3 protein-coding genes are annotated in these 3,788 nt (G+C 73.4%); all 3 read right to left on the reverse strand.

The window, feature by feature from the left end:
* A partial coding sequence (locus tag FV223_RS22425) for an ATP phosphoribosyltransferase regulatory subunit (protein WP_187276211.1) occupies positions 1 to 606 on the reverse strand: 606 nt, incomplete at its 3' end.
* Between the two features lie 744 nt (positions 607 to 1,350).
* On the reverse strand, positions 1,351 to 2,877 hold the full coding sequence (gene hisS / locus FV223_RS22435; RefSeq protein ID WP_147729065.1) for a histidine--tRNA ligase: 1,527 nt from the start codon (positions 2,875 to 2,877) through the stop codon (positions 1,351 to 1,353).
* A 385-nt stretch (positions 2,878 to 3,262) separates the two neighbouring features.
* Entirely contained in the window at positions 3,263 to 3,766 is a 504-nt protein-coding gene (locus FV223_RS22445) for a DUF3429 domain-containing protein (protein WP_147729066.1), read from the reverse strand.
* Between the last annotated feature and the right edge of the window lie 22 nt (positions 3,767 to 3,788).

A 3,788-nucleotide genomic window follows, 5' to 3' on the forward strand; every position in this document is an offset into this window, starting at 1 on the left:
CCCCCCCCCCCCCCCCGGTTTTTTTTTACTGCTCCGGCGCCCCCCGCGCTCTACACACTGCATATCGGCGGCCGCGTCAGATGTGTCTCCGAGACAGGGCCGGCGCTTGGCGGCCGGCGGCACGCTCAGGGCCTCCAGCAGCGCCACCGTGAGCCCCATGTCGCCGAGGCGCACGCCCGGCGCCGCGTGCCCGAACAGGGCGAGGCCTTCCAGCGCGATGCCGAGCACCTCGGCATCGGCGGCCGGCGTGTCGGTGCGGCCGATCGATTCGATGCCGGCCTGCAGGAACTCGTCGGGCTCATCGGCCGCCAGCCGGAAGACCGGGCCGCAATAGCTGTAATCGGCCGCCTGCCCCTCGGCCTGCGCGCGATGCAGGCGGCAGACGGGGATCGTCAGCTCCGGCCGCAGGCACAGCTCGGCCCCGTCCGAGCCCTGCGTCACGAAGATGCGCCGGCGGATGTCCTCGCCGGACAGTTCCAGGAACGGCTCCACCGGCTGCAGCACCGGCGGCGTCACGAAGCGGTAGCCGCCCTGCGCGAGATGCGCCGAGAGCCGCGCCTGCGCGAGCCCGTCCGCCCCCATCTCTCCTGCCTGCGGTCGCGTCATGATCCTGCCCGTCGTCGTCGAGCGGTTCTGTAGCAACCGGAACCGGGCTTGGCGACCGCCCCGCCGCCGCGCACGGGCGCGAATGAACACGCAGGGGCGAACCTGTGGGACGCGGCGGCCGTGCGGCGCCCGGCGCACCGGCTCTGATGGGTCCCCAACCCGATGGGAACCGGCTCCGATGCGCGCCCCCCTCGCCTTCCTCCCGGCGACCTTGGCCCTGGCGATCTGGGCCCTGGCGACCTTGGCCCTGGCGACGTTGGCCCTGAAGACTTGGCCGCTCCTCGCCGCGCCGGCGCGGGCGGAAGTCCCTCGCGACGCGCTCCGGGGCGAGCGCAACGCGGTCTACGCCGAGGCCGGCTGCTGCTTGCCGCACGCCGCGCGGGCTCCGCGCCTTCGGCAAGGCCGGCTGCCGCTACGGCGACATCGCCGACGTGCCGCTCCCGGCGCGAAACCGCGCCAAGGTCGCCGAGATCCAGCGCCGGGAGCGCGCCGCCGGCTGCCCGCGCTGAGGGGGCCGCCGCTCTTCCCTCCCCCGACGGATCTCGGGCTCGCCCGAGATCCGCACCCCGTGTGCCCCAGTCGGGCAGGCCCGACTGGGGTGCGGGACAGGGTGGCCCGCGAAGCGGGTCGGGAGAGGGAGCGCCGTATCCGGAGAGGTCGCTCCCCTCTCCCGACCCTCGCGTGAGCCGAGGCCCCCCCTCCCCGCAGTGGGGGGAGGGAGAGTCTGACCGTTGGCGCTTGCCTTCAGGCCTCGTCCGAAAAGTGCTGGGCCAGCACCTCGCGCACGCGGGCGACCATCTCGGCCTCCGGGCAGGAGAACTGCGCCGGCCGGGCGGCCTTCCACTCGGCGTTGCTGGCGATGTTGCGGGCGGCCTCGGCGCCGGCGATGAGGTCCTTGACCTGGACCTCGCCGGCCGCGCGCTCGTTCGAGCCCTGGATGATCGCCACCGGGCTGCCGCGGCGGTCGGCATACTTCATCTGCGCCTTCATCCCGGCCCCGCCGAGGTAGAGCTCGGCCCGGATGCCGGCCTGCCGCAGGGTGGCGACGAGCCGCTGGTAGGCGGCGATCTCGTCGCGGTCGAGCACCAGCACCACCACCGGGCCGGGCTTCGCCGCCGCCTCGACGAGCGGGCTGCCGGTGAGCTGCAGCGCCGAGAACAGCCGCGACACGCCGATGGAGAAGCCGGTGGCCGGCACCGGCTCGCTGCGGAACCGCCCGACGAGCCCGTCGTAGCGCCCGCCGCCGGCGACCGAGCCGAAGCGCACGGTCTGCCCGTCCTCGTTGACGACGGGGAAGGTCAGCTCGGCCTCGTAGACCGGGCCGGTGTAGTATTCGAGCCCGCGCACCACGGAGGGGTCGACGCGGATGCGGTCGACGCCGTAGCCGGCCGCGTCGACCAGCGTGGCGATCGTCCGAAGCTCCTCGATGCCGGCCCGCGCGGTCTCGTTCTCGCCGAAGGCCGAGAGCAGCGCGTCGACGAAGGCGAAGCGCTCGGGCGCCGTGTCCGAGCCGCCGCCGAGCAGCAGCGCGATCACCTTGTCGGCCTGGCCGGAATCGAGCCCGGCGCCCTTGGTGAAGTCGCCCGATTCGTCCTTGCGGCCGGGGCCGAGCAGCAGGCGCACGCCCTCGGTGCCGAACTTGTCGAACTTGTCCATCGCGCGCAGCACGGTCAGGCGCTGCCCGGCCTGGGCGTCGCCGGCGAGCCCGATCGTCGCGAGCACGCCGTCCAGCACCTTCCGGTTGTTGACCTTGATCACGTACCGGCCGGCGAGCCCGAGCCGGTCCAGCGTGTCGGCCATCAGCATGCAGGCCTCGGCATCGGCGGCGACCGACGGCGCGCCGACGATGTCGGCGTCGAACTGCATGAACTGGCGGAAGCGGCCCGGCCCCGGCTTCTCGTTGCGGAAGACGAACCCGTTGCGGAAGCTGCGATAGGGCTTGGGGATCGCGTCGAAGTTCTCGGCCACGTGGCGGGCGAGCGGCGCGGTCAGGTCGTAGCGGAGCGAGAGCCAGGCCTCGTCGTCGTCCTGGAATGAGAACACGCCCTCGTTCGGGCGGTCGAGGTCGGGCAGGAACTTGCCCAGCGCCTCGGTGTACTCGACGAACGGGGTCTCCAGCGCCTCGAAGCCGTAGAGCTCGAACGTCGCCCGGATCGTCTCCAGCATTCGCCCCTGCGCCGCGATCTCGGCGGCGCGGCGATCGACGAAGCCGCGCGGCAGGCGGGCCTTCAGGCCGGGCTTCTCGCCGGTGTTGGAATCGGCCTTGGACATGACGGTTCGTTTCGATCGCGCGCTTCGGGGGTCGCTGGGCTGTATCGCGGCGGCGGGGGCAGCGGCAAGCCGGCGGCTTGGCGACGGCGTCGCGCGACCGGATCCCGACGGCATGGCACGACGCCCGCAGATGGATCGCGGGGAGCCCCTCTCCCCGCACGCGGGGAGAGGCTCAGCGGCACCTCGTCGTGCCGCTGAGCAGCGGCGGCGAAGCCGAAGCGAGGGTGAGGGGGTGCGATCGGAGGAGGCTCCTCGGTCGAAGCCCCCTCACCGTCGGCTGCCGCCTCGCCGTGCTCCCCGACAAGGGGGAGACACGGCCCTCTCCCCGCGTGCGGGGCGAGGGGATGCACGGTTGGCGACGCGCCCGGTGGGTCGACGCGGCGACCTAGTACGGCGAGATCCACTTCAGCCAGAGCAGGGCCGCGAGGCTGATCACCGCGATCGGCATCTGCAGCGGGCGCAGGCGGGCGAAGAACAGCGGCGCCTCGCCGGCGCGCGCGGCGATCGGGTCGAGCACGGCGATGGCGGCGTAGCCGACGATCAGGAGGCCGAGCGCCGGGATCGCCTTGCCCATCACCACGGTGACGAGGGCGGAGAGCCCGAGCACGAACAGCCCGAGCATCGTCGCGATCTGCATCACCGTCGGGCCGCCCTCGGTGCGGAAGCTGACGCCGCGGCGGACGCCCGCCAGGAACAGCAGGATCGCGGCGCCGTAGAGGATCGTCATCAGGGCGACGAGGTAGTCGAGCGGCTGGCCGCGCATCCACCAGGCGGCGGCGGCGCCGGCCGCCAGCGGCAGCATCGGCCCGTAGCCCAGCACCACGCTGAGCCAGGGCGTCTCGCGCGATTCGTGGGCGGTGAAGGTGCGTCCGGTGGCGTCGTCGCGCATGGGAGGGGGCCGTTTCCGTGTT

Origin of the sequence: Methylobacterium sp. WL116 (assembly GCF_008039455.1) — a bacterium.
Taxonomy (GTDB): Bacteria; Pseudomonadota; Alphaproteobacteria; order Rhizobiales; family Beijerinckiaceae; genus Methylobacterium.